Consider the following 26,286-nt stretch of genomic DNA (forward strand, 5'->3'; position numbering starts at 1 on the left):
TTTTTAAATTAAGTTTTTTAGGCTTAATAACTAATAATAGGGTTTCAAGACACAAGCAGTTCTAGGAAGCAATTGAGTGAAAGAAGGAGCGTACTTACGTACGTGACTGACTGAACGAAAGAAGCTGACAACGAAATGCGCAGTGGATTGGAAGCCGTTGAAGGTTAAGTTATTAAGGGCGCACGGCGAATGCCTTGGCACTAGGAGCCGAAGAAGGACGGCACTAACACCGATATGCTTCGGGGAGCTGTAAGTGAGCTTTGATCCGGAGATTTCCGAATGGGGGAACCCACTACGTTTAATCGCGTAGTATCTTGACGTGAATACATAGCGTCTTGAAGGCAGACCCAGGGAACTGAAACATCTAAGTACCTGGAGGAAGAGAAAGAAAAATCGATTCCCTGAGTAGCGGCGAGCGAAACGGGAAGAGCCCAAACCAAGAGGCTTGCCTCTTGGGGTTGTAGGACACTCTATACGGAGTTACAAAGGAATGAGTTAGATGAAGCGACTTGGAAAGGTCCGCCAGAGCAGGTAAAAGCCCTGTAGTCGAAAGTTCATTCCCTCCAGAGTGGATCCTGAGTACGGCGGAACACGTGAAATTCCGTCGGAATCCGGGAGGACCATCTCCCAAGGCTAAATACTACCTAGTGACCGATAGTGAACCAGTACCGTGAGGGAAAGGTGAAAAGCACCCCGGAAGGGGAGTGAAAGAGATCCTGAAACCGTGTGCCTACAAGTAGTTAGAGCCCGTTAATGGGTGATAGCGTGCCTTTTGTAGAATGAACCGGCGAGTTACGATTACGTGCGAGGTTAAGCTTTAGAAGGCGGAGCCGCAGCGAAAGCGAGTCTGAATAGGGCGAATTAGTACGTGGTCGTAGACCCGAAACCAGGTGATCTACCCATGTCCAGGGTGAAGGTGAGGTAACACTTACTGGAGGCCCGAACCCACGCACGTTGAAAAGTGCGGGGATGAGGTGTGGGTAGCGGAGAAATTCCAATCGAACTTGGAGATAGCTGGTTCTCTCCGAAATAGCTTTAGGGCTAGCCTCGTGATGAGAATACTGGAGGTAGAGCACTGTTTGGACTAGGGGGCCATCCCGGTTTACCGAATTCAGACAAACTCCGAATGCCAGATATTTATACACGGGAGTCAGACTGCGAGTGATAAGATCCGTAGTCAAAAGGGAAACAGCCCAGACCACCAGCTAAGGTCCCAAAGTAATCGTTAAGTGGAAAAGGATGTGGCGTTGCACAGACAACCAGGATGTTGGCTTAGAAGCAGCCATCATTTAAAGAGTGCGTAATAGCTCACTGGTCGAGTGACGCTGCGCCGAAAATGTATCGGGGCTAAACGATTCACCGAAGCTGTGGATTGACATCTACGATGTCAGTGGTAGGAGAGCGTTCTAAGTGCGTTGAAGTCAGACCGGAAGGACTGGTGGAGCGCTTAGAAGTGAGAATGCCGGTATGAGTAGCGAAAGACGGGTGAGAATCCCGTCCACCGTATGACTAAGGTTTCCTGAGGAAGGCTCGTCCGCTCAGGGTTAGTCGGGACCTAAGCCGAGGCCGATAGGCGTAGGCGATGGACAACAGGTTGATATTCCTGTACCACCTCCTCACCGTTTGAGAAATGGGGGGACGCAGTAGGATAGGGTAAGCGCGCCGTTGGTTGTGCGCGTCCAAGCAGTAAGGCGTGTGTGTAGGCAAATCCGCACACTGTAACGTTGAGCTGTGATGGCGAGTCCGTATGGACGAAGTTCCTGATTTCACACTGCCAAGAAAAGCCTCTATCGAGGTGAGAGGTGCCCGTACCGCAAACCGACACAGGTAGTCGAGGAGAGAATCCTAAGGTGTGCGAGAGAACTCTCGTTAAGGAACTCGGCAAAATGACCCCGTAACTTCGGGAGAAGGGGTGCTCTTGAGCGTGCAAGCGCACGAGAGCCGCAGTGAATAGGCCCAGGCGACTGTTTAGCAAAAACACAGGTCTCTGCAAAACCGTAAGGTGACGTATAGGGGCTGACGCCTGCCCGGTGCTGGAAGGTTAAGAGGAGTGGTTAGCGCAAGCGAAGCTGCGAATTGAAGCCCCAGTAAACGGCGGCCGTAACTATAACGGTCCTAAGGTAGCGAAATTCCTTGTCGGGTAAGTTCCGACCCGCACGAAAGGCGTAACGATCTGGGCACTGTCTCAACGAGAGACTCGGTGAAATTATAGTACCTGTGAAGATGCAGGTTACCCGCGACAGGACGGAAAGACCCCGTGGAGCTTTACTGTAGCCTGATATTGAATTTTGGTACAACTTGTACAGGATAGGTAGGAGCCAGAGATCTCGGAGCGCCAGCTTCGAAGGAGGCGTCGGTGGGATACTACCCTGGTTGTATTGAAATTCTAACCCATGCCCCTTAGCGGGGCAGGAGACAGTGTCAGGCGGACAGTTTGACTGGGGCGGTCGCCTCCTAAAAGGTAACGGAGGCGCCCAAAGGTTCCCTCAGAATGGTTGGAAATCATTCGTAGAGTGTAAAGGCACAAGGGAGCTTGACTGCGAGACCTACAAGTCGAGCAGGGTCGAAAGACGGGCTTAGTGATCCGGTGGTTCCGCATGGAAGGGCCATCGCTCAACGGATAAAAGCTACCCCGGGGATAACAGGCTTATCTCCCCCAAGAGTCCACATCGACGGGGAGGTTTGGCACCTCGATGTCGGCTCATCGCATCCTGGGGCTGTAGTCGGTCCCAAGGGTTGGGCTGTTCGCCCATTAAAGCGGTACGCGAGCTGGGTTCAGAACGTCGTGAGACAGTTCGGTCCCTATCCGTCGTGGGCGTAGGAAATTTGAGAGGAGCTGTCCTTAGTACGAGAGGACCGGGATGGACACACCGCTGGTGTACCAGTTGTCTTGCCAAAGGCATCGCTGGGTAGCTATGTGTGGACGGGATAAGTGCTGAAAGCATCTAAGCATGAAGCCCCCCTCAAGATGAGATTTCCCATTACGCAAGTAAGTAAGATCCCTCAAAGACGATGAGGTAGATAGGTTCGAGGTGGAAGTGTGGTGACACATGGAGCTGACGAATACTAATCGATCGAGGACTTAACCAAAAAAGTTTGAAACATTCAATGAACCGTTTATCCAGTTTTGAAAGAACAAAATCTTTCAACAAAATATAAGGTCTAGTGATGATGGCAAAGAGGTCACACCCGTTCCCATACCGAACACGGAAGTTAAGCTCTTTAGCGCCGATGGTAGTTGGGGGCTTCCCCCTGTGAGAGTAGGACGTCGCTAGGCGCAAAAAGTCGCTGCTGATACACTCAGTAGTGGCTTTTTTTATTTTTATATAAATATTATTTAACTTAACTGAAATAGAACAAAAAATAGAGACATTTCATCACGATAGGTGAAATGTCTCTTTAAATTTTTTAAACAGTTATAGCTCGTAGCTCTACACGTCGGATTTTCCCCGATGTTGTTTTTGGCAGCTCATCTATAAAGACAATACTGCGTGGGTATTTATATGGCGCTGTTAAAGCTTTAACGTGCTCCTGAAGCTCTTTTGTTAATTCTTCCTCATCACGGTCTCGGAAGCTCTCACGTAGGATTACAAAGGCTTTAACAATATTACCTCTAATTTCATCTGGTGCAGCGACAACAGCGCATTCTTGTACAGCCTCATGCTTATTTAAAGCATCCTCTACTTCAAATGGACCAATTGTATAGCCTGATGAAATAATAATGTCATCTCCACGTCCTTCAAACCAGAAGTAACCATCTTCATCGCATTTTGCTTGGTCTCCTGTAATATACCAATCGCCTCTAAAAGCAGCTTGTGTGCGTTCAGGTTCACGATAATATTCTTTGAATAAAGCTGGTGATGATTTGTGGACAGCGATATCTCCGACTTCTCCTACAGGTGCCTCATTGCCCTCATGGTCAATAATACGCACAATATTTCCTGGTGTAGGAACACCCATAGAGCCAGGTCGTAATTCGGTGTTTTCAAGTGTACCAATTAATAATGTATTTTCCGTTTGTCCATAGCCATCTCGTACTTTAAGGCCGAAATTTTTCATAAATGTTTCGATTACTGGACGATTTAACGGCTCGCCTGCAGATACGGCACTTCTTAATTCGGCTAATTTGTAATCTTTTAGATTATCAATCTTTGCCATAATACGATATTCAGTAGGTGTACAGCAAAGTACATTTACTTTTTCGTCCTGAAGAAGCTGAAGATAAGTATGAGGATCGAAACTACCATGATAGACGAAAGCAGTTGCTCCTAACATAATCGTCGATAAAAATGGACTCCAAATCCACTTTTGCCAACCTGGTGCTGCTGTAGCCCATACTAGGTCACCTTCACGTACACAAAGCCATTTGGAAGCTGCTGTTCGAATATGCGCATAACCCCAGCCATGAGAGTGAACTACTCCTTTAGGTTTACCCGTTGTTCCGGAAGTATATGAAAGAAACGCCATATCATCACGTTTTGTAGCTACAGCCGTAAAGTTTGTTGATTGCTTGTCAGCTAATGCATCTAAAGATACCCAATTGTTTGTAGCATTACCAATGACTAATTTATTGTTTAAAGCCGCGACGGAAGAAGTAATTTGATCAACCTCGCTAGTAAAAGCCTCGTAGGCAATAACTGCTGTTGCAGAAGAGTGTTCCATACGATACTCTAAATCACTTGCACGTAACATCTCAGAACAAGAGATAGGAACTATACCAGCCTTTAAACAACCTAGGAAAACAAAATATGCTTCTGGTAGACGTGGAATAATGACTAAAACACAATCACCCTTTTGAAGTCCCTGTTCAGTAAACGCATTCGCGTATTGATTCATTTTTTGACTAAGGTCGGCATAAGAAATTGTTCGACGATTTTGCTTTGTATCCAACCATCTTATAGCTTGACGATCACTATCCTGCGAAAACTTCTCTAATTCCTCTGTGATGTTGTAAAGTTCTGGTGCAATTAAATCATTTGTTACCATATATGAACATTCCTCCCCAAAACAAATTTAATAGAAAATTCTTAAAACTATTTTTATTTTAGCAATTACAATAATATACAGCAAGAATATTTGATGCACAAAATAGAAATATTAGATTTAATAGAGAACTATTGTGCTTTAGTACCTACGGATTAAAAATTATGCAATAAATTAAATAATTTTTTTTGAAAAAGTATTGCATAATTTAGAATGCTTGCTATAATAATAAATGTACTTAAGAGGTTGTTAAAACCGAATTGAATAGTATTGTTCCGAAGTAGCTCAGTTGGTAGTAGCACCTGACTGTTAATCAGGTTGTCGCAGGTTCGAGTCCTGCCTTCGGAGCCATTTTTTTGCCCTTTTTTAATTAAAAGTTATTTTTAAAAAGAAATTATTGAAAAAGGCTTGCATCATAATGAAAATGATGTTAATATAAATCTTGTCTTGTTTGAGACATAACGAATGGCCCCTTGGTCAAGCGGTTAAGACACCGCCCTTTCACGGCGGTAACACGGGTTCGAATCCCGTAGGGGTCACCATTTTCTAAGCATCGTAGTAATGCATAGGCTTAAAAAGATAAATAAACTGTGAAGAAATAAACACCTGTCTCTATGGAGGATTAGCTCAGCTGGGAGAGCATCTGCCTTACAAGCAGAGGGTCGGCGGTTCGAGCCCGTCATCCTCCACCATATTGTGTTTTTTTCGGAGGGGTAGCGAAGTGGCTAAACGCGGCGGACTGTAAATCCGCTCCTTAGGGTTCGGCGGTTCGAATCCGTCCCCCTCCACCAGTTTTATTTATACAAATGAATGGGGTATAGCCAAGCGGTAAGGCAACGGATTTTGATTCCGTCATGCCCTGGTTCGAATCCAGGTACCCCAGCCATTCATTTCTTAATTTGAGCCATTAGCTCAGTTGGTAGAGCATCTGACTTTTAATCAGAGGGTCGAAGGTTCGAGTCCTTCATGGCTCACTTTTCTATAATTTAAATTCAAAAGTGTAACATTAACTACAGATACTAATCTCTTGCTGAAAACAGCAGGAGATTTTTTTAGCTGTTTTAAAATGTATAAATATACGGTTTTTTGTGGGGTTGAGCCAAGTACATTGTAGGCTTTACAATAGTCTTATTAAGAAAAGGGGGTATAAAATAATGAATAAACATCAAGTATCAATTATTGGAGTTCCAACAGATTACGGACAAACACGAAGAGGAGTTGACATGGGGCCAAGCGCAATCCGCTATGCGGGCGTTGTAGAGCGATTAGAAGCAATTGGTCACAAAGTAGAGGATCAGGGAGATATTCTTGTTAGCCAAGTACAAGAGAGTAATAAAATAGATAAACAGCTATTAAATTTAGAAGAAGTTGTAGATGTTAGTACATCGTTAGCAAATCAAGTACATGAAGCATTAGAGCAAAAAAAATTCCCACTTGTCTTTGGTGGAGATCATAGTATTGCAATCGGGACACTTGCAGGACTAGGTGAGCATTTCAAAAACTTAGGCGTTATTTGGTTTGATGCACATGCGGATCTAAATACACCTGAAACTACACCATCTGGTAATATCCATGGTATGCCACTTGCTGTTAGTATTGGCTTAGGGCATGAACGCCTTGTACAAATTCGTAACTATGCACCAAAGGTTAAACCTGAAAATGTAATTATTATCGGGGCACGTTCAGTAGATCCTGGTGAGCGTGAGCTAATTCGCCAACAAGGAATTAAAGTATATACAATGCATGAGGTAGATCGCCTTGGAATGACGCGTGTAATGGAAGATGCTATTGCCTATTTACAAGAACGTAAAGTAGATGGCTTACATTTATCGTTAGACTTAGATGGTCTAGATCCACTTTATACACCAGGAGTAGGTACGCCAGTGCCAGGTGGCATAACATATCGAGAAAGTCATTTAGCGATGGAAATGCTACAAGAATCAGGAATGCTAACATCTGCTGAGTTTGTTGAGGTAAATCCAATATTAGACGAAAAAAATAAAACTGCAGATGTAGCTGTGGCATTAATAGGTTCTTTATTTGGTGAGACACTAGTTTAATTCCAAATTGTGAAAATATTGTTTATCGCCACATTGAGTAAAATTCTTTTGTTATAATTGAATATAAATTGAAACTTTTCTTATAGTCGGGCCGTATAGTATAAGACAGTTGTAAAGGTGGAGAAGTAAACACAATGGATGCGTTAGTAAATAAGAGAATAAAACAAGTGCTTAAAGGCGATCAAAACGCATTTGCCGATATTGTGAGTCTCTATCAGCACAAACTGTACCAAGTATGCTACCGAATGTTAGGAAACAAGCAAGAATCTGAGGATATTGCACAAGAAGCGTTTGTTCGCGCTTATATGAATTTGCATACTTTTGATCAAAAAAGAAAATTTTCGACGTGGCTTTATCGAATTGCGACGAACCTCTGCATAGACCGTATTAGAAAGAAAAAGCCGGATTATTACTTAGATGCGGAGGTAGCTGGTACAGAAGGGCTGGATATGTATTCGCAAATTGCAGCAGATGACCAGCTACCAGAAGAGCAGTTAGAGCAGATGGAGCTACAAGATCGCATTCAATATGAGATTGGACGATTGCCGGATAAATATCGTTCAGTTATAGTATTGAAATATATTGAAGAATTATCGTTACAAGAAATCAGTGAAATTTTGGATATGCCTCTTGGGACAGTGAAAACGAGAATTCACCGCGGACGTGAAGCATTACGAAAGCAATTAAACAATCTGTAGGAGGGGGAGCGTCATGAATATTTGTCCAGAGCATATCATAGATTATATGCATGATTATTTAGACGGTGACATTAGTCGTGAGCATGAACAAGAGTTGAAACAACATTTGCATTCATGCGGTGATTGCAAGCAATTGATGCAGGAATTGAGTGAAACGATCGCCTTTGTGAAGAGTGCTTCCCATATTACAGCACCTCCAGATTTTGAAGCTGCGGTGATGGCTCGTTTACCGAAACCCAAAAGTCGTGTAGGTATGCAAAAATGGATTCGCCGTCATCCGTTCTTTGTTGCGGCAGCAGTTTTCTGTTTATTTATGAGTGCTACTTTATTGGGTAACTTTATGGATGATCAGCATTTCTCTGTTACAAAACAACCAAACCTAGTTGTTGAAGGACAAACGGTTATAGTACCAAAAGGTGAGGTTGTAAAGGGCGATATTGTCGTTAAAAATGGCGATTTAATTGTTGAGGGTGAAGTAGATGGCAATGTAACGATTATTAACGGCCAGTATATGGCATCTTCTGCAGTTGTTTCAGGTAAAATCGAGGAAATAGACGAAGCGTTTGAATGGTTATGGTATTCCATCAAAAATTCCGTTAAGACTGCAATGACATTTGAGGAAAAAGAAACTAAATAGAACTCTATACGTCCTACATGGTAGTGCACGTGAGAGGATGAAAGGTCTACTCATCTGGGTAGACTTTTCTTTTGAAAAAAGTTACATTTGAAAAGAATGTGCTATACTTAAATGTGTATGGATTCGCAATGAAAAGTGGGGGATGCCACGTGCAAATTATCGAACAATTCACGGATTTAACACCAGTGAATATTGTTATTAACTTCATAGATGTACTGCTCGTTTGGTACGTTGTTTATAAAATTTTAACCCTCATTAAAGGGACGAAAGCTGTCCAATTATTAAAAGGCATTTTCGTCATTATTATTGCACGCATTGCAACAGACTTTTTGGGGTTAGAAACATTAGGATGGATGCTAAAACAAGTAATCGAGTTTGGTTTCTTGGCTATCATTATCATCTTCCAGCCTGAAATCAGACGTGGTCTTGAGCAAATTGGCCGAGGCAAGCTGTTCCAACGTTCAACAAGTCAAGAAGAAGAAGAGCAAACTAGACTGATTGAGGCTATGAAGAAATCTGTTAGTTATATGGCTAAACGCCGTATTGGTGCGTTAATTTCTATTGAAAAAGACACAGGCCTAAATGAATATATTGAAACGGGAATCGCTTTAAACGCAGAGGTTTCGTCTGAATTACTTATAAATATTTTCATACCGAATACACCACTTCATGATGGGGCTGTCATTATGCAGAAAGATAAGGTCACAGCAGCTGCTTGCTATTTACCGCTTTCTGAAAGTCCGTTTATTTCGAAAGAGCTTGGAACACGACATCGTGCAGCTCTTGGGCTCAGTGAAGTAACAGATGCGATAACGATTGTCGTATCTGAGGAAACTGGAGCAATTAGTATTACGTTAAACGGTAATCTACATCGCAATCTTTCTCTAGAGGAATTCGAAACACTATTACGTAAAATGTGGTTCGGCTCAGTACAAGAATCTAATGCAGCCTCTAAGTTGACTTGGAGGGGGAAAAAGAATGGATAAAATGATGGATAGCCCTTGGGTATTGCGGATCATTGCACTTTTCCTAGCGTGCTTACTATTTTTCTCTGTTCGGACCGAATTATCTTCTACAGATAAGACTGCGATGAATGAACAGATGGAAGTGATTCAAGATGTCCCAGTAGAGGTTTATTATGATGACGATAATCTTATTGTAACGGGTATACCGAAAACAGTTAATGTCACGATTAAAGGACCAAAGCAAATTGCTTTAAATACAAAGCTAGTGAAGGATTTCTCAATATTTGTTGACCTAAATGATTTATTAATAGGTGAACATAATGTCAAACTACAATACGAGAATATTTCTGATAAATTGCAAGTGACGCTCGACCCAGCAACAGTGAATGTAAATATTGAGGAAAAGGTCACACAAGAATTCCGTGTCGATCCTGAAATGAATAATCGTTTAATTGATGAAGGATATTACCTAAAAGGAATGTCTGCCAACCCAGCGACTGTGTTTGTAACAGGGGCAAAAAGTGCTATTGAGAGCATTAGTTACGTGAAAGCAACTGTAACGGGTGAACAAGGTCTGAAACAATCCTTCTCTCAAGAAGCGGCAGTTAAAGTGTTAGATCGCGATTTAAATAAACTAGATGTGACGATAGAACCAGAAAAAGTAAAAGTGCGAGTAGATATTGGAGAATATAGCAAAGAACTACCGGTCTCAATAAAGGAAACTGGTAAAGCAGCAGAAGGCATTACAATAAATCAATTAACGCTCGTTACGCCTACGCTAAAGTTATATGGTAGAAAATCGATTATTGATGTTTTAACAGAAATACCTGTTGAAATTGATTTGTCAAAAATTACCGAATCAAAAACATATGAATTTGATGTAAAATTACCAGATGGTGCGACTAAAGTATCTGAACAAAAAATTAAAATTAAAGCAGATGTTACTAAGGCAGAAAAAGCCGACAAGGTAGAAAAGGTAGAAAAAGAAGAAAAAGAAACGCCTGCAAATGCTGAAACAAAACCTGAAGAAACAAATCCTGATTCTGTCACAGAAGAAGATATTGATTCTTAAACAATAACTGACTATAATTTTAACTTGATTCATTAGAGATTCCTGTCTCAACAAATCATGCTTTCTAGCATAAATCAAAATGCTACGAACAAGTGAGGCTCAGGCTAACATTATTACAAGTGCGATTTGGTTAGATTAAACGTACAACGCCTGAGTACCAATAGCTTGGAGCTATAGAGCCTCTGAAAGATAGTTAGAGAGGCCTAACTACTACTACATGAATGAAAAAAGACTTTTCCAAAAGTAAGCAGACGAGCCGTCCGATTGTCCGCAGGAAACAGCATGATGCGGTCGTCTTGCATTGAAGGAGAGAACAATTAAAATGGGTAAATATTTTGGAACAGATGGCGTCCGTGGCGTCGCGAATAGTGAATTAACACCGGAATTTGCATTTAAACTAGGCCGCGTAGGTGGCTATGTTTTAACGAAGGATGCAACAGCAACAGGGCGTCCAAAGGTATTAATTGGTCGTGACACACGTATTTCAGGCGAAATGCTTGAAGGTGCACTGGTAGCCGGGCTATTATCAATCGGCGTAGAGGTAATGCGTCTAGGTGTAATTTCTACACCAGGTGTTGCTTATCTTTCCCGAATTATGAGTGCAGATGCAGGCGTCATGATTTCAGCTTCACATAACCCAGTTGCCGACAATGGCATTAAATTTTTCGGTCCGGATGGTTTTAAACTAACTGATGCACAAGAAGCAGAAATCGAAGCAATTCTTGATGCAGAAGATACATTGCCACGTCCAATTGGAGCAGATTTAGGTATTGTAAGTGACTACTTCGAAGGTGGACAAAAGTATATTCAATACTTAAAGCAAACGGTAGATGAAGAATTTGATGGTATTCATGTGGCACTAGATTGCGCACATGGTGCAACATCATCACTAGCGACTCATTTATTTGCTGACTTAGAAGCAGACATTTCTACAATGGGTGCTTCACCAACTGGTCTTAACATTAATGACGGTGTTGGTTCAACACATCCGGAAGGTCTTGCTACATTTGTTACTGAAAAGGGTGCAGATGTTGGTTTAGCATTCGATGGTGATGGGGACCGCCTAATCGCAGTAGATGAAAAAGGTAAAATCGTTGATGGCGACCAAATTATGTTTATCATTGGTAAGCACTTAAATGCAGTCGGTCGTTTGAAAAAGCAAACGATTGTATCTACTGTGATGAGTAATATGGGCTTCTACAAAGCTGTTGAAGAAAACGATATGCACAGTGTTCAAACTGCTGTAGGTGATCGTTACGTTGTAGAAGAAATGCGTGCCAATGAATACAACCTAGGTGGCGAACAATCAGGCCATATTATTTTCTTAGACTTCAATACAACAGGTGATGGTCTGTTAACAGGTATTCAACTTGTCAATATTATGAAGGCTACTGGGAAAAAACTATCTGAGCTTGCGGCAGAAATGACGATTTTCCCACAACGTTTAGTAAATGTACGTGTAACAGACAAGCATGCAGTGACGGAAAATGCAAAAGTTGCGGCCGTAATTGCGGAAGTTGAATCTGATATGGCTGGTAACGGTCGCATATTAGTTCGCCCTTCAGGTACAGAGCCACTAGTTCGTGTAATGGTGGAAGCTGCTACAGAAGCGGACTGTGAACGTTATGTAGAACGTATTGCAAATGTAGTACGTAGTGAAATGGGTTTAACAGAATAATTGTCATGTAACTCGATCTCTCATTATTGAGAGATTGAGTTTTTTTATGTTTGAAATAGATTGGAGAGGGAAGAATACTATTGAGTCACAATAACAAGGGGTGTTTTATTGATATGGCTAAAATAGCAACAGTAATAACAGATATGTTTGAAGATGTAGAGTATACAAGTCCAAAGGAAGCGTTAGAAGCAGCAGGTCATGAGCTAGTAACAATTGATACTGAGGCTGGAAAAGAAGTAAAAGGTAAACATGGGGAGAAAGTGAAAATCGATAAAGGTATTGATGAAGTCAAAGGTTCAGAATTTGATGCATTGTTCATTCCAGGTGGCTTTTCACCAGATATTTTACGTGCAGATGATCGTATTGTAGCCTTCGTCAAAACGTTTATGGACGACATGAAGCCAACCTTTGCGATTTGTCATGGGCCACAGCTTCTAATAACAGCGAAGACTTTAAACGGGCGTGATGCGACAGGCTATAAGTCCATACAAGTGGACTTAGAAAATGCAGGTGCTAATTTCCATGATGAAGAAGTATTTGTTTGCCAAAAGCAATTAGTAACAAGTCGTACGCCGAAAGACTTACCCGCTTTTAATCGAGAAATTGTGAAATTACTTGCAAGTAAAGAGAGCTAATTAAAAGGCACTCTAAATAATCATAACGTAAGATGCAACCTGTGATACATGTTGTGTCTTACGTTTTGTATTGCTTCTAAAGAATCTTATTCATTAGTATGAGGTTGTAATACTGCTAGAATCTTGGCGAAGCTAATTTTTTATGTCTTTGCACTAAAATTCGCCTTAAAAAAGGAGGAAAAGAAGAAGTTTTTATAACGAAAATTTGACGAATAGCATATGATTGAGTATTATGGAGAAGCTGACGGCTTGGCTAGACCTTGACCGCTTAGCAAGTGCAAAAGGGGGAAAGATAGCACATAAATCGGAAAACAATTATAGCGCCTGAGCTGAGGAAATTGGACGAAGACATCTTCAGCAGACGAGGTGGAGGTTTATCGAAAATTCGGCGGATGCCTCCCAATCGACATACCCGATTGTCATTTTTCATTTTGAAAGCATTTAAGTGATTGAATGTACAGAAAATGGAGAAGGTATAAGTAAAAGCAATAGATAAATAGGAAAACTTCACATATCGAAGCAAAGCACTATTTTAGATGGCTGAAATAGTACGAGGATGTGCGCGCATAAGTATGCTTATTTTTGAGATGAAAATAAGTCGTACTGTTTACGCCCACTGAAAAAATTTCGATACGCTGAGGTCTAGTTTGTCATTGCGTTAATATGACAATATCGGAGGAAAAGTAATTATGTGTGGAATTGTAGGATATATTGGTGAATCAGATGCAAAGGAAATTTTATTAAAAGGGTTAGAAAAGCTTGAATACCGTGGCTATGACTCAGCAGGTATTGCTGTGCGCAATGAAGAGGGCGTAACGATCTTCAAAGAAAAAGGTCGTATCGCTGACTTACGTGAAGCAGTAGACGAGGACGTTGCTGCAAAAGTTGGGATTGGTCATACACGTTGGGCAACTCACGGAGTGCCAAACCGCTTAAACGCTCACCCTCATCAAAGTGCATCAGGTCGTTTTACGATTGTGCATAATGGTGTTATCGAAAACTATCATTTATTACAAAAAACATATTTAAAAGGCATTCCAATGAAATCTGACACAGATACAGAAGTTATCGTGCAGTTAGTTGAGCTATTTGTGAAGGATGGTCTGCAAACAGCAGAAGCATTCCGCAAAACATTATCATTATTACACGGCTCTTACGCACTTGCATTGTTAGATGCTGAAGTGGCGGATACAATTTTTGTAGCGAAAAACAAATCACCACTTCTTGTAGGTGTAGGTGAAGGCTTTAACGTAGTTGCATCAGATGCGATGGCAATGCTACAAGTAACGGATCAATTCGTGGAATTACACGATAAAGAAGTTGTTATCGTACACAAAGGCAGTGTGGAAATTACAAAATTAGACGGCACAGTAGTAGAGCGTGCACCATATACAGCAGAGCTTGATATGAGCGATATTGAAAAAGGTACGTACCCTCACTATATGTTAAAAGAAATGGATGAACAGCCAACGGTTATCCGTAAAATTATTCAAGCATACGAAGGCGAAAATGGCGATTTAACAATTGATGCAAATATTTTACAAGCATTGCAAGCTGCAGACCGTTTATACATTATCGCTGCGGGCACAAGCTATCATGCAGGTTTAATTGGTAAACAATATTTCGAGAAAATGGCTGGTATTCCTGTTGAAGTGCATATTTCAAGTGAGTTTGGCTACAATATGCCATTACTATCAGAAAAGCCGCTATTCATCTTTATTACACAATCAGGTGAAACAGCGGATAGCCGCCAAGTGCTTGTGAAAATTAAAGAGCTAGGTTACCCAACATTAACAATTACAAACGTACAAGGTTCGACGCTGTCACGCGAAGCAGACCATACGCTATTATTACACGCAGGTCCTGAAATCGCAGTAGCTTCTACTAAAGCATATGTAGCACAAGTCGCAGTACTTGCAGTAACAGCTTATGTAACAGCAAAAGCAAGTGGTCAAGGCTTAGAATTTGATTTGAAACAAGAGCTTGCGATTGCAGCAAACGGTATTCAAACAATTATCGATTCAAAAGATGTATTAGAAGATATCGCAGAAGATTATTTAAAAATTGCACGCAATGCATTCTTCATCGGACGTAATATCGATTTCTGTGTAAGTCTTGAAGGTGCTTTGAAACTTAAAGAAATCTCATATATTCAAGCGGAAGGCTTTGCAGGTGGCGAACTCAAACACGGTACAATTGCTTTAATTGAAGAAGGAACACCAGTATTCGCCCTTGTAACACAGGAAGCGGTAGCATTAAATATTCGCGGCAATGTTAAAGAGGTAGCTGCACGTGGCGCTTATCCATGTATTATCGCAATGGCTGGCGTAGACGAGGACGGCGACCGTTTAATCATTCCGCATGTCAATGAATACTTAACACCACTCGTTTCAGTAGTACCATTACAGTTAATTAGCTACTATGCCGCATTACACCGCCGCTGCGACGTTGACAAACCTCGTAACTTAGCTAAATCAGTAACTGTAGAGTAAGGCTGGAGAGTTTGTGTTTGTTGTAGTTTTATAAAAAATATTCATTAAAGATCCTGCTATAATATGCAGGATCTTTTCTTATTCCACAATCGGGCTATATTGTTGAGTTATAAGCGTGAACTTGAACTGTATATTGAACACTATAATTACAAACGTATATAAGTAAAATTAAAAGGATTGAGCTCGGTACAATACCGAATTCAATCCTGAACTTAATATAGTGTTTTAGTGTCATATCAAAAAAGATAGGCGCTGGGTCATGATGCAGTAGGGATAATAGTTACTATACTTGCATAGTAAACACCTCTACATTTTTTTTAGTATAATTTTTATGGGCTTTTGAAGTACGTCTATAATGGCAGCAATGATAGCTGTTACTAAAATTCCTATTAGACCAAGTGCTATCGGACCTGCTGCGTCTTCACCCGTGAACATAGCAAAAACCCTTAAGTAAACTATTATAAACAAAATGAAGATAATAATTGTAAAAGCACACTTTTTTATAACCTTCATGGATTTAAGGGATACCTCAGAAAAGGCATTGTTTATACTGATATAACTCAATAGTTTATATGCTTGATACAACGCAACAGAAAACGTAATGCATACTCCATAGGCACTTATTAGCAATGGATATATCGAGTAATCTCCTGGATGCACTTTCGCATCTCGTATAGCAGCCTGAGGTAACCAATATATACACACAGCAAGTACCGCAACGCCAATAAGAAAAGCAACGGTCTTTAAGAAAAAAGTTGAACTTAGTTTAACATTCATTTGAAGCACCTCACTGATTTAATAATAATATGTTTTAATACGATATTAGTTTATTTTTTATCGTTTATCAATATATTTATGTTGTTTTTCATAAAATTATTATTGCTATTAAGTAATTGTTTAATAATCATGTAGGGAACGTACTTCAGTTTTTATGAAAACTAATATACGTTTTGTCAAAATTATAAGGATGTTAAGATACCCTAATACTATAGCGAAAAACAATCTATATTTATTGTAAAACGATAAATTTTATGTTAAATTTATTTTGTCATTAAATAACTGAGGTGCTTACTATGAATGTTAAACGCGGTTCAACCACTTTTTTAAAGGTAATTATTTTTCTGGCTGGAATTGCAGTTCTTGCTTTATGTATATTTTTAGTGCCCCATATAGCGAATTTCGCATCGGAATTGTATCCACATATTTCACCGATGAAATATCTCATTTTCATCGTAATGTATGGAGCGGCTGTACCTTTTTACGTTGCTCTCTATCAGGCCTTTAAACTTTTACGGTACATCGAGAAGAATACAGCGTTCTCGGAATTATCAGTAGAAGCATTAAAGAACATTAAGCGCTGTGCGATTATAATCAGTAGTTTGTATATATTGGGTATGCCACTCTTCTCTTTTATCGCGAAGAAAGTTGATCCTCCTGTTGGATTTATAGGACTTATTATCATTTTTGCATCGTTCGTAATTGCCGTTTTTGCTGCTATTCTCCAACGGCTTTTACAAGAAGCGATTAACATAAAATCAGAAAATGATTTGACGGTCTGAGGTGGATGATATGGCGATTATTATTAATATTGATGTAATGTTAGCAAAGCGAAAAATGAGCGTAACGGAGCTTTCGGAGAAGGTTGGAATTACTATGGCGAATCTTTCTATTCTAAAAAATGGGAAAGCAAAAGCGGTTCGTTTTTCAACATTAGAAGCGATTTGTAAAACTTTAGATTGCCAACCTGGTGATATTTTGGAGTATAAAGACGATGAAGACATACAATAAAAACAGGGAACAAATATTAACGAACGGTTGTTGATAGAGAATTTAAAGGATAGCTTAATTGTATTGCTTCTTTAATTTATATTGATGTAACCTGATAAAAAATAAGCTATAAAGAGTAATCTCTTTATAGCTTATTTATTCGTTATTTATGCTCGTTCACGAGTTGAGTGGCTGGCTTTAAAAAGAACCAAACAATTAACAAAGTTAGTAGTGCTAATATAAAAGTACCCATATAAATGTAATGTACACTAGAAGCTAGTGCCTCTTGCGATTTGGTTACTACGTTTGCTGTAGCTCCTCCATGACCACCAGATGATACAAGATCAAGGTGTTGAATACCATGTGCATGGATCATCGTGTTGAAAAGCGCCCCGAAAACTGCAGCTCCTAATGTTTGGCTAAACGTATTGATAAATGTATTTAAGCCAATTGCTGTCCCGCGTGTTTGATTTGAAACAGCTGTTTGAATCGTTACCATGTAAATAGGTGAAACAAGTCCCATTCCTAATCCGAATAATCCAACCCCAACATAAATAAGGAACGCTAGGGAATCTGTTGACAATGTAAATAAAGTAAAGGCAGCAACTGACAGAACGCTAACCCCAATGAGGATGATTTGTTTCGTATTCAAGCGTCCAACTAATTTACCTGAAAAAATAGTCCCGACTGTCCACATAACAGGAAGCGGCATTAAAATGAGTCCAGCATCTGTCGCGTTTTTTCCTAATACACCTTGGCTCCAAATTGGTAAATACATCGTAATACTAATAAGCATTGCACCCGAAATAAGTGTTAGTATATTAATAGTAGATAATGTACGGTTAGAGAAAAGTGCTAGCGGAATTAGTGGTTCCGGAGATTTCTTCTCAATAAATAAGAAAATAACGAATGATACAACTGCAAAGAGTAATAGACCTATAATTGTCATGTCCCCCCAGTTGTTTTTACTGCTACCTGTTAATAACGCGTAAAGTAGAGCGATTGCACTTAATGAGAAGACTGTTGCGCCAAGATAGTCGATATGATGCTTAGCGGGCTTAATAGATTCTTTGTAATAAATGACAATCATTATACAAGCAATAATTCCAAATGGAACGTTTAAGAAAAAGATGTAGCGCCAAGAAAGAGAGTCAACTAAAAATCCGCCAACGAGAGGTCCGATAACACCAGAGATACCCCAAACGGCACTAATCCACCCCTGTGCTTTTGCACGGTCTTTCACTTCGCTATATAAGTCACCAATAATGGTCATAGTTATTGGCATAATAGCGCCAGCGCCTAGACCTTGAAGGGCACGAAAGACGATGAGCTGTTCCATCGATGTCACGACACCGCAAAGAGCAGAGCCAACTAAAAATATTGTAGCTCCAATAAGTAAAACCTTTTTTCGACCAAATAAATCCGCCAGTTTCCCGTATATTGGAGTCGAAACAGCAGTGGCAAGCATATAAATTGCATAGACCCAACTAACGAGTTCGACACCCGATAAATCACTTGTTATACGGGGAATTGCTGTACTAATAATTGTTCCTTCTACAGCAGAAAGGAAAGTCATTAACATTAATGACATAATAACTTTTTTTCTCATATTTTTCCTCTAACTTCCATCTTGTTAAATTTATTCAATATATAACTTACCTTTAAATCTTCCAAATAACAAATCTATTTTACTTGTGTAAGATGAATAGCCTAACTGTGAACAGAAATGTTCTACGGAATAAACGGGTGGTTTTTATCAAATAATATTAACTTTAATTGAATCTTCGGCATTGTCAAATCCAAATAACTACTTTAGTATACATTTTCGTTTAGATTAGCTTGTAGATTGTGTGCTACCTTTTTTAATTCACTTTTCGTATATCATCATTAGTATCCGCATAGGTTTTGATGAAAAATCCGTCAGTCTCTGACCATTCCGCATACAAAATATCTTGAATAGTCGTATAGCCTTCCTTTCGCAGTTCATCGTATAGCCATTCTTTTGACTTGCCCGTGTATTTTAAGATTTCTTCGTTGATTTCTCCTTCATCTACATAAAGGAAATTAATTGACTCGTCTTTTGGCTTTAAATTGAGCATGGCTGGTGTGACCATATCGAATTTTGCATATTTTTTTAAGCTGACAGTACCACCAGGCTCCAAGTACAAATCACAAACTTCACGCAGTGAGAATACCCCTTGTTGCCGTAACATAATGCGTAATTGCTCCATTTCCAAGTGATTCGCTTCTAGTTCTTTTAAGTTGAATTCGCCATTTTTGATTAAAATCGACGTTTCCCCTTTCAGAAGAACCCTTAATTTATCGTAGCGCTGTGATGAAATTTCGATAATAAATAACATTACTCCCCAAACGGTCACTGCGAACCAGACATGAAGCGCTGAAATTTTGTTATCATAAATGCTTTCTTCCAATATGCCACCGAGTACAATGGAATAAATAAAATCAAAGGGGGTGAGCTGCGATATTTCTTTTTTGCCCAACAAACGCGTCACAATTAATAAAGCAATGAACCCAAAAAATAACTTCGAGCCAATATTTACATATGTCATAAATTCAACTCCTCCACGTATTGTATTTAAATTTTTTTAAGCAAAATGAGGATACGAATGACGTATCCTCTCTGGTAATATTCCAGTTCATAATTTAAGAGCCTATAGCGCTCACGTAAACTATGCAGGATATTTAATTGATTTCAAGCAGATACTAAAATTATTGATTCAAACTTCGCTAAATTTCCTCTCCTAGCAGTAGTGTCCTATACCCGTTCTACGGAAATTCCCAACCTCTGAAGCGAAGCATTAAAGGTTGCCTTATTCAAAATTTCACCATGAGGAATCGTTTACCAATTATTAATAAGGTATAATATTCATATAATTTAGGTTTCTTAATTAACTAAATAGAAAAGGAAGAAATTATGAAGATTGAAAAGGGAACGGAAAATAATATCGGGGAAATTGAATCTTTATATAATGATTTAAATGATTATCTTGATGCGCATATAAATTACCCTGGATGGAAAAAAGGTGTCTATCCTATAAAAGAAACTGCAGTACATGGTATACAGGAAGGCAATTTATATGTGATGAAAGATGGGGAACATATTGTTGGCACTGTCATATTAAGACATGAGCAAGAAGCAGCTTATTCTAAAGCTAATTGGTATCATGATTTCGATGATGAAGAAATATTGGTTATTAACACTTTTGCTGTACATCCTACATACCTTAATAAAGGAATTGGAACAAGACTTATGGATTTTATTATTCAACATAGTAAGGAAATGAACATAAAAGCTATTCGTCTGGATGTATATGAAAAAAATAAACCAGCTATAAAACTTTATAGAAAATATGGTTTTGAGTATATTGATGCCATTGATTTAGGATACAGTAAATATGGTTTAGATAAATTTGAACTTTATCAAAAGCTACTATAAATTCAAGTTTTAATGAGCAGTTAGTCTATATAGAGTAACTGCTTTTTGTTCTATAAAAGTAATTTAACAATGCAGTCCTGTAGCTACCTTATTTAAATAATAAATTGACAAATATTATCATATGATTTAAAGTAACGAATAATTGAATGGAGGAGATTCTATGCGGGTTTTAAAGCATCTAATATCAACAACTACACATCATCATATCCATTAGTCTTGCTATCTTTATTAATTTATTAATATTGAATAGGACGACTATTTCTCATGAAATCGTATAACTAAGCCGATGTAGGAGCTTATGTTTGTACGGTTTTTTATTTTCTTAAAAACAAAGGAGAGACGATGATGAAGAAAATGGATGATCAAAATGTTAGAGGAACATAAGATTATTACCTGAGCAAGAGATTATTGGTCGTAAAATTCGCCGCACATAATAAAAAAAATTAAGAAAAGCGATAATAAAGCGAATCGTGACAACATTCCATTTGTAATTGTGTTAGGAGAATAAGAAGTTACGGAAAATCAATATGTTGAAAAAAACATGGAGACCGTAGAGACCGCTATTAAAATAACAGACGTAAGGGGATACACTATGGAAATTCGAATTTTAAATAAATCAGATGCTCAGTTGTATCAAGAAGTTCGATTAAGTGCATTACAAATCAATCCAGAAGCATTTGGTTCAACATATGAGTGTGAAGTAAACTTTTCATTAGAAACTATAGCAGGGCGATTAGAACCAACGAACGATAAATTTGTCCTTGGTGCTTTCAATGACAACAATTCGTTAGTTGGAATCGTCACTTATATGCGCGAAAGAACTGTGAAAACTCACCATAAAGGAAATGTTTTCGGAATGTATGTAGCACCTGAAGGAAGAGGTCAGGGCGTAGGGAAATTACTTATGCGTAAACTAATAGAGAAGGCAAAAAGTTGTGAAGGTTTGGAGCAAATTAAATTAACAGTTGTCTCTGACAATATTTCAGCCAAGAAGTTGTATATGTCTTTAGGTTTTGAAGTGTATGGTGTAGAACGGAATGCCCTCAAATTTAATGGGCAGTATTGTGACGAGGATTTGATGGTTTTACATATGTAAGAAAATGAGATGAGATCTTCAAATTACTTTGCTCTTAAGAGGTCATAGTATTTTGGAGTTTACTGCAACATGAAAAGTAAATACTAGATTCTTTTTTTTGCTATTTAGTCATTTACTATAATAGAGATATCTTTTGCACAACAAAGGGGGAGAATGAGTTGCATCTCTTTTTAGAGAACGTAAAAGATTTAACTTTTTTAATCATATTACTTTCGAGTTTTGTTTATCATAGGCAGCTTAAACTAACGAAATGGAAAAGGAAGCTTTCGAAGGGTGAAATGGTAATGTATCTACTTACCTCCATAGCAATTCCTATCTATGGGATTATTTATTTGGCTCAGCTTTTTGGGACGTAATTAAGATAAGAAAATTAAAGTAGCTGGAGAAAAGCATCCCTTTTCTTCAACTGCTTATTTTTTTGTCCGAATAAGTTGTTACTTCCCGAAGATAGATAAAACAAAGGGGAGGTGACAGCATGAAAATTTAAACGTACCAAATATTCTAAAAATACATATTGAAATTTGTCTAGTACGATTTTATAATGATAATGATTATCATTATCATTATAAAAATTAGTTGATAGGAGGAATACACTTTGAATTCTGTTAAATTAATTGACTTAAGAAAGATGGTAATGTTTTTAGTTTTGTCATTGGCTTTATTGTTAGCTGGATGTGGAGGTAAGGAATCTGAGGAAGCTTCTAATGCAGATGACAATAAAACAACTCAAGAAGAAAGTAGTACTGACAACAGTAGTACTGAAAATAGCAGTCGTGAAGTCTCTCATTCACTAGGAACGACAACAATAGAAGGTACACCTATGAAAATTGTTACGCTCTATCAAGGTGCAACAGATGTAGCAGTGGCGATGGGGATAAAACCGGTAGGTGTTGTTGAATCTTGGGCAGATACACCAATATATGAATATTTGCAAAAAGACTTAGAAGGGGTGCCACTTTTAGGGGAGGAAACGCAGCCTAACTTAGAGGAGATTGCTAAACTTAAACCGGATTTAATTGTTGCTTCTAAAAATCGCCATGAGGAAATATATGAACAATTATCTCAAATCGCACCGACCGTTGTGCACCAAGATGTATTTGATTTTAAAGGTACAGTAAATTTAATTGGACAAGCGACGGGTAAAGAAGATAAAGCAAAAGAATTGCTTGGAAAATGGGAAAGTCGAGTAACTGATTTCCAAACGAAAATTAAAGATAAGTTAGGTGACAAATGGCCAATTAGTGCTTCAGTTGTCAATTTTAGAGCTGACCATGCACGTATATATCCTGCAGGTTATGCAGGTGAAATTTTAACAGAGCTTGGATTTAAAGGTCCAAAAAATATAACAGAGAATCCACTGCCAATCGTTCTAAGGTTTACAGATAAAGAAAGTATTCCGCAAATGGATGCGGATGTCATCTATATGTTTTATATCGAAGATGAGGCTACAAAAAAGACATTGGAGGAATGGACAAGCCATCCGTTATGGAAGGAGCTTGATGCTGTTAAAAACGACCAAGTATACCGTGTTGAAGAGGTGTACTGGAATTTTGCTGGTGGTATTTTAAGTGCTCATATTATGTTGGACGATATATATGACAGATTTGAGCTAGAAAAATAAGAGACCTATAGATTAACAAGGTTGCATACGAAGCTATATCCCTCAGGTCAAATGGGGGCTCTATAAAAAGGTGAGCCCCCTTAATTTCTAGCCATTACTCGTCAACTGTTTGTTAGGAAGGAATAGAAGAGATGGTTGAAAAGGAGACAGAAATAAGGATAAGAAAGTAGGAGTTCAATGCAAAATTTGCTTACCAGTACCTCAATGAAAAAGGGTGTTTTTATCATTTGTTGTGTGTTGCTGATATTGGCATTTATGTTAAGTGTAGCTCTTGGTCAAACGTCTATCCCATTTCGATTTGTGTATGATGCATTTTTCCATTATGATGCATCAAATGCGGAGCATGTCATTATTCGAACATCCCGTTTCACAAGGGCTGTAGTCGCTACAGTAGTTGGAGCTAGTCTTGCCATAGCAGGTGCATTAATGCGTGCTTTGACAAGAAACCCATTGGCTGCTCCGGATATTTTAGGTGTTAACGCAGGAGCATTATTTTTTATTGTATGTGCAATTACTTTTTTTTCTATGGATTCGTTAATCCATTATATGTGGGTCGCTTTTTTAGGGGCAGCTGTTGCAGGCGTTCTCGTATTTTTCCTAGGTTCTTTAGGAAAGGATGGCTTAACGCCAATAAAAATAGTACTAGCAGGCGCTGCCATTTCGGCATTGTTTGTATCTTTTACACAAGGATTATTAGTCATCGATGAGCAAGGCATACAAAGTGTGCTTTTTTGGCTAGCAGGTTCTGTCTCAGGGAGAGATATCAATATGTTGTTGCCAGTATTACCTTTCATTTTGCTAGGTAGTAGTTTCGCTTTTTTTATGGGTCGTTCCATTAATATTTTGCAGTCAGGGGATGATATTGCAAAAGGCTTAGGACAACGTACGATATTAATGAAGGTGAGTATGGGCGTAATCGTCATTTTACTTGCTGGAGGATCAGTCGCAGTGGCTGGCTCAATTGGATTTATCGGACTAATTGTTCCTCATGTGGCGATGGGCTTAGTTGGAACAGATTATAGATGGATTATACCGTTTAGTGCAGTGCTTGGTTCGACATTGCTACTATTAGCAGACATCGCAGCGAGATTTGTTATTATGCCGTTAGAAATGCCTATCGGTGTTATGACTGCCTTTATAGGTGCACCCTTCTTTATTTACATAGCACGAAGGGGGTTAGCGAGAAATGCATAATTATATGACGGTTCGTACGAAATCAAATAAGATTTCCTTTCAAATATCTAAGAAAGTAGTGCTAGTTATCGTTCTTCTTAGTATTTTGCTTTGTGGAATGATTATGCTTGCTCTTTCAGTAGGTAGTGATTTTATACATCCAGCTACAGTGCTAAATGAATTGTTTGGTTACGGTACAGGTGAATATCTATTTACAATCCAAACGTTAAGACTTCCTAGAGTATTACTCGCCTTGTTAGTTGGTATGGCACTTGCAATATCAGGATTAATATTACAAGGCTTAATCAGAAATCCTCTAGCAGCACCGGATATTATTGGTGTAACAAGTGGTGCATCTGTAGGGGCAATGATATTTCTCGTCTATTTTGGAACAGTGAGCATTCACTATTTGCCATTAGCAGCCATTATAGGTGGAGGAATTGTATCATCTATTATTTATCTTTTGTCTTGGAAAAAGGGTGTGACACCTATACGTATAGTGTTAATTGGTATCGGTATTTCGGCACTCATGAAAGGTATAGTTACAATGCTAATCGTCACAGGTGAGGAGATTCGAACTACAAGGGCTTATATTTGGCTTACAGGTAGCTTGTATGGGGCGAATATGCAGGATGTTTACTTATTGCTCCCATGGGTCGTCATTTTAATATTGTTAACATTTGTCATGGCAAGAGTTATCAATGTAAAGGAATTAGGAGATGATATTGCATTAGGTGTAGGTGTGAGAGTACAAGTATACCGTTTATTGTTCCTGTTGATTAGTGTTATGCTAGCCGGCTCAGCAGTAGCCTTTGTAGGTGGAATAGCCTTTGTTGGATTAGTAGCTCCCCATATTAGTAGAATGCTTGTGGGACGTTCATTTGCAGCACTCATCCCGATTTCAGCAATTGTCGGAAGTATTATCGTTATTTTTGCAGACATTATTGGTCGGACGGCGTTTCTACCAAAAGATTTACCAGCAGGTGTGTTTACCGCAGCGATTGGGGCCCCGTTTTTTATTTATTTACTGTTCCGTACAAGAAATCACAGTGCATAGAAATGAACATGGCGTGATACATAGGGAGCATTATAGTAATAGTCTTATGTAACGGTACAATATGGGAAAGTAGGTGTATCTAATTTGAATTATATATTAGAGGCTAATGCACTGACAGTTACCTATGGTAATGCAAATATACTTGAGGATTTACATTTACAAGTGCCAGAAGGAAAAATCACTGTTTTAGTAGGTGCAAATGGTTGTGGTAAATCAACGTTATTACGGACATTTGCCCGCTTAATAAAACCAAAGGATGGACATGTTTTATTGGATGGCAAAAAAATACGAGATCTATCTACCAAAGCAGTTGCGAAACAATTAGCGATACTCCCACAAGGGCCAATAGCGCCTGAAGGATTAACTGTTTTACAGCTAATTAAACAAGGTAGGTACCCTCATCAAAGCTGGATTAAGCAATGGTCTACAGAAGATGAACAGATTGTAAATCAAGCATTGGAAGCAACGCAGATGAAACCATTTGCAAATAGACCTGTCAATGCATTGTCTGGAGGTCAGCGACAGCGAGCTTGGATTGCGATGACATTGGCTCAAAAAACAGATTTGATTTTATTAGATGAGCCCACTACCTATTTAGACATGGCTCACCAAGTCGAAATATTAGATCTATTATTTGATTTAAATAGTAGGGAAAAACGAACAGTGGTCATGGTTCTGCATGACTTAAATTTAGCATGCCGTTATGCGCACCATATTGTGGCGGTGCGCGATAAAAAAATTTATGCACAAGGAAAGCCTAAAGACATTATTACGGTTGATTTAGTGAAGGATGTATTTTGCATGGATTGCACAATTATGAACGACCCTCTTTTTGGAACACCGTTATGTGTGCCACATGGAAAGGGATTAAAGTGTGGTTTTATAGATTAAGCAG

At 39.0% G+C, this 26,286-nt stretch carries 20 protein-coding genes, 6 tRNA genes and 2 rRNA genes; 24 read left to right on the forward strand and 4 right to left on the reverse strand.

Annotation, left to right across the window (positions count from 1 at the left end; translation table 11 throughout):
- Positions 1 to 162: 162 nt before the first annotated feature.
- A 23S ribosomal RNA gene (locus tag NSQ74_RS04725) occupies positions 163 to 3,090 on the forward strand.
- Between the two features lie 71 nt (positions 3,091 to 3,161).
- Positions 3,162 to 3,277, forward strand: a 5S ribosomal RNA gene (gene rrf, locus NSQ74_RS04730).
- A gap of 131 nt (positions 3,278 to 3,408) precedes the next feature.
- Here the strand turns inward: rrf and mbcS are convergent.
- Positions 3,409 to 4,986: an acyl-CoA synthetase MbcS gene (gene mbcS, locus NSQ74_RS04735; protein ID WP_340821802.1), complete on the reverse strand. Its 1,578-nt coding sequence runs from the start codon at positions 4,984 to 4,986 to the stop codon at positions 3,409 to 3,411.
- 271 nt (positions 4,987 to 5,257) lie between these two features.
- Between mbcS and NSQ74_RS04740 the strand changes: the two genes are divergently transcribed.
- The 14 genes from NSQ74_RS04740 (at position 5,258) to glmS (ending at position 15,220) form a co-directional block, all read left to right on the forward strand.
- Positions 5,258 to 5,334: transfer RNA gene (locus NSQ74_RS04740), tRNA-Asn, on the forward strand.
- Positions 5,335 to 5,450: 116 nt separating this feature from the next.
- Positions 5,451 to 5,525 (forward strand) — tRNA-Glu (locus NSQ74_RS04745).
- Positions 5,526 to 5,599: 74 nt separating this feature from the next.
- Positions 5,600 to 5,675: transfer RNA gene (locus tag NSQ74_RS04750), tRNA-Val, on the forward strand.
- 15 nt (positions 5,676 to 5,690) lie between these two features.
- Positions 5,691 to 5,774, forward strand: a tRNA-Tyr gene (locus tag NSQ74_RS04755).
- A 20-nt stretch (positions 5,775 to 5,794) separates the two neighbouring features.
- Positions 5,795 to 5,869, forward strand: a tRNA-Gln gene (locus NSQ74_RS04760).
- 15 nt (positions 5,870 to 5,884) lie between these two features.
- Positions 5,885 to 5,957 (forward strand) — tRNA-Lys (locus tag NSQ74_RS04765).
- A gap of 180 nt (positions 5,958 to 6,137) precedes the next feature.
- On the forward strand, positions 6,138 to 7,043 hold the full coding sequence (rocF, locus tag NSQ74_RS04770) for an arginase (protein ID WP_340821803.1): 906 nt from the start codon (positions 6,138 to 6,140) through the stop codon (positions 7,041 to 7,043).
- 134 nt (positions 7,044 to 7,177) lie between these two features.
- Positions 7,178 to 7,741, forward strand: a complete 564-nt coding sequence (gene sigW / locus NSQ74_RS04775; protein WP_004225410.1) for an RNA polymerase sigma factor SigW — start codon at positions 7,178 to 7,180, stop codon at positions 7,739 to 7,741.
- A 13-nt stretch (positions 7,742 to 7,754) separates the two neighbouring features.
- A complete protein-coding gene (locus tag NSQ74_RS04780; protein ID WP_340821805.1) occupies positions 7,755 to 8,378 on the forward strand; it encodes a zf-HC2 domain-containing protein in 624 nt (207 codons plus the stop codon).
- Positions 8,379 to 8,527: 149 nt separating this feature from the next.
- On the forward strand, positions 8,528 to 9,364 hold the full coding sequence (gene cdaA, locus NSQ74_RS04785) for a diadenylate cyclase CdaA (protein WP_340821807.1): 837 nt from the start codon (positions 8,528 to 8,530) through the stop codon (positions 9,362 to 9,364).
- Positions 9,357 to 10,415 carry a CdaR family protein gene (locus NSQ74_RS04790; protein ID WP_340821808.1) on the forward strand — a complete coding sequence of 353 codons (1,059 nt, stop codon included), beginning with the start codon at positions 9,357 to 9,359 and terminating at the stop codon, positions 10,413 to 10,415. Before cdaA ends, NSQ74_RS04790 begins: the two co-directional genes overlap by 8 nt.
- Positions 10,416 to 10,737: 322 nt before the next feature.
- Complete coding sequence (gene glmM, locus NSQ74_RS04795; protein ID WP_340821809.1) at positions 10,738 to 12,093, forward strand: phosphoglucosamine mutase; 1,356 nt, start codon at positions 10,738 to 10,740, stop codon at positions 12,091 to 12,093.
- Positions 12,094 to 12,206: 113 nt separating this feature from the next.
- Positions 12,207 to 12,728, forward strand: a complete 522-nt coding sequence (locus NSQ74_RS04800; RefSeq protein WP_340821810.1) for a type 1 glutamine amidotransferase domain-containing protein — start codon at positions 12,207 to 12,209, stop codon at positions 12,726 to 12,728.
- Positions 12,729 to 13,417: 689 nt separating this feature from the next.
- A complete protein-coding gene (gene glmS / locus NSQ74_RS04805; RefSeq protein ID WP_340821812.1) occupies positions 13,418 to 15,220 on the forward strand; it encodes a glutamine--fructose-6-phosphate transaminase (isomerizing) in 1,803 nt (600 codons plus the stop codon).
- A gap of 306 nt (positions 15,221 to 15,526) precedes the next feature.
- Here the strand turns inward: glmS and NSQ74_RS04810 are convergent, their stop codons facing one another.
- A complete protein-coding gene (locus NSQ74_RS04810) occupies positions 15,527 to 15,997 on the reverse strand; it encodes a DUF2975 domain-containing protein (RefSeq protein WP_340821813.1) in 471 nt (156 codons plus the stop codon).
- Between the two features lie 296 nt (positions 15,998 to 16,293).
- Between NSQ74_RS04810 and NSQ74_RS04815 the strand changes: the two genes are divergently transcribed.
- Both NSQ74_RS04815 and NSQ74_RS04820 read left to right on the forward strand, forming a co-directional pair.
- Positions 16,294 to 16,779, forward strand: a complete 486-nt coding sequence (locus NSQ74_RS04815; protein ID WP_340821814.1) for a DUF2975 domain-containing protein — start codon at positions 16,294 to 16,296, stop codon at positions 16,777 to 16,779.
- A gap of 10 nt (positions 16,780 to 16,789) precedes the next feature.
- Positions 16,790 to 17,008: a helix-turn-helix domain-containing protein gene (locus tag NSQ74_RS04820; RefSeq protein WP_340821816.1), complete on the forward strand. Its 219-nt coding sequence runs from the start codon at positions 16,790 to 16,792 to the stop codon at positions 17,006 to 17,008.
- Between the two features lie 142 nt (positions 17,009 to 17,150).
- Here NSQ74_RS04820 and NSQ74_RS04825 read toward each other — a convergent pair whose 3' ends face one another.
- Complete coding sequence (locus NSQ74_RS04825) at positions 17,151 to 18,596, reverse strand: MDR family MFS transporter (protein ID WP_340821818.1); 1,446 nt, start codon at positions 18,594 to 18,596, stop codon at positions 17,151 to 17,153.
- A gap of 253 nt (positions 18,597 to 18,849) precedes the next feature.
- On the reverse strand, positions 18,850 to 19,557 hold the full coding sequence (locus NSQ74_RS04830; RefSeq protein ID WP_340821819.1) for a DUF421 domain-containing protein: 708 nt from the start codon (positions 19,555 to 19,557) through the stop codon (positions 18,850 to 18,852).
- Positions 19,558 to 19,922: 365 nt separating this feature from the next.
- Here NSQ74_RS04830 and NSQ74_RS04835 point away from each other — a divergent pair, with 365 nt between their 5' ends.
- The 6 genes from NSQ74_RS04835 (at position 19,923) to NSQ74_RS04860 (ending at position 26,282) form a co-directional block, all read left to right on the forward strand.
- Positions 19,923 to 20,444, forward strand: coding sequence for a GNAT family N-acetyltransferase (locus NSQ74_RS04835; RefSeq protein WP_340821820.1), 522 nt, complete (start codon positions 19,923 to 19,925; stop codon positions 20,442 to 20,444).
- Between the two features lie 592 nt (positions 20,445 to 21,036).
- A complete protein-coding gene (locus NSQ74_RS04840; RefSeq protein WP_340821821.1) occupies positions 21,037 to 21,540 on the forward strand; it encodes a GNAT family N-acetyltransferase in 504 nt (167 codons plus the stop codon).
- A 628-nt stretch (positions 21,541 to 22,168) separates the two neighbouring features.
- Positions 22,169 to 23,161, forward strand: a complete 993-nt coding sequence (locus tag NSQ74_RS04845; protein WP_340826397.1) for an ABC transporter substrate-binding protein — start codon at positions 22,169 to 22,171, stop codon at positions 23,159 to 23,161.
- Between the two features lie 177 nt (positions 23,162 to 23,338).
- Positions 23,339 to 24,355, forward strand: coding sequence for a FecCD family ABC transporter permease (locus tag NSQ74_RS04850; protein ID WP_340821824.1), 1,017 nt, complete (start codon positions 23,339 to 23,341; stop codon positions 24,353 to 24,355).
- Positions 24,348 to 25,391 carry a FecCD family ABC transporter permease gene (locus tag NSQ74_RS04855; RefSeq protein ID WP_340821826.1) on the forward strand — a complete coding sequence of 348 codons (1,044 nt, stop codon included), beginning with the start codon at positions 24,348 to 24,350 and terminating at the stop codon, positions 25,389 to 25,391. The genes NSQ74_RS04850 and NSQ74_RS04855 overlap by 8 nt, the downstream gene beginning before the upstream one ends.
- 84 nt (positions 25,392 to 25,475) lie before the next feature.
- The gene (locus NSQ74_RS04860) at positions 25,476 to 26,282 is read left to right on the forward strand and encodes an ABC transporter ATP-binding protein (RefSeq protein ID WP_340821827.1); all 807 of its coding nucleotides are present in this window, start codon (positions 25,476 to 25,478) and stop codon (positions 26,280 to 26,282) included.
- Positions 26,283 to 26,286 lie beyond the last annotated feature (4 nt).

The sequence above is a fragment of the Lysinibacillus sp. FSL W8-0992 genome (genome assembly GCF_038008685.1).
In the GTDB taxonomy this organism is placed as follows: Bacteria; Bacillota; Bacilli; order Bacillales_A; family Planococcaceae; genus Lysinibacillus.